The 898-nt window shown below is 69.2% G+C and carries 1 protein-coding gene; it reads right to left on the minus strand.

The window, feature by feature from the left end; all coding sequences use genetic code 11:
• The coding region (locus tag AC1DYI_RS37020; RefSeq protein WP_477209054.1) for a helix-hairpin-helix domain-containing protein at window positions 1-672 on the minus strand (672 nt) is incomplete at its 3' end.
• Between the last annotated feature and the right edge of the window lie 226 nt (window positions 673-898).

Here is an 898-nt window from a genome sequence, read left to right on the forward strand (position 1 = left end):
GCTCTGCAGCTCGGCCGATGTGCTGATGCGGAACTCGGCCAAGCGTGGCCGCAGCAAGGCCACCGGGTGGCTGGCCAGCGACAGGCCGGTGCGCCGGTAATCCGCCAACAGAGCGGCACCGACGCTGGGCGCTTCGAGCGCGGGGCGTTCAGGCTCCTCGGTACGGGTGGCGCGCAGCACCGCGGCAGCCGCCGTTCGCGTGTCCACACCCGCCACTTCCCAGGCCGCTTCACGCCGGTGACCCGCCAACGCCGACAAGGCATTGCCGTCGGCCAGCAAGCGCAGTGCATGCGCGTCCAGATCGGCGCGACGGGCCAGGTCTTCAACGCTGGTGAAAGGCGCCTCAGCGCGCGCCGCCACGATGCGCTGAGCCGCGTCTTCGCGAAATCCGCTGAGGCGGCTGAAGCCCAGGCGGACCGGGCGCAGCGTGTGGGGCGGCGGGCTGTGGCGGCGACAGACCGACTCGGGCGGCAATGCCTCAGCCGCTTCACCTGAGCCCTCGCCTGGCCCACCGTTGCCACGGAACACGCCGCCCGCACCGTGCCGACCTTGACCATCGTCTGCCGCATCGACCTCGCCCGCCACGGAAAGGCCAGGGGCATCCTGCAAAGATGCGCCGACCCCGGCGCTGTCGTCGCAGGCATCAACCATTGCCGAGGCTGAGGGCGACATGGTCGAAGCGTTGCCCAGGTCCTCCAGCGTCGAATCCCATTCGCTGCAAGTCACATCGACAGGGCTGACGGTGACGCCATGCGCACGCGCATCTCGCACCAACTGCGCCGGCGCGTAAAAGCCCATCGGCTGGCTGTTCAGCAAGCCGACAAGGAACGCATCCGGGTGGTGGCGTTTGATCCAGGCACTGATGAAGACAAGCAGCGCGAAGCTCGCGGCATGGCTC

This window comes from Ideonella sp. P3_A4, assembly GCF_056403075.1.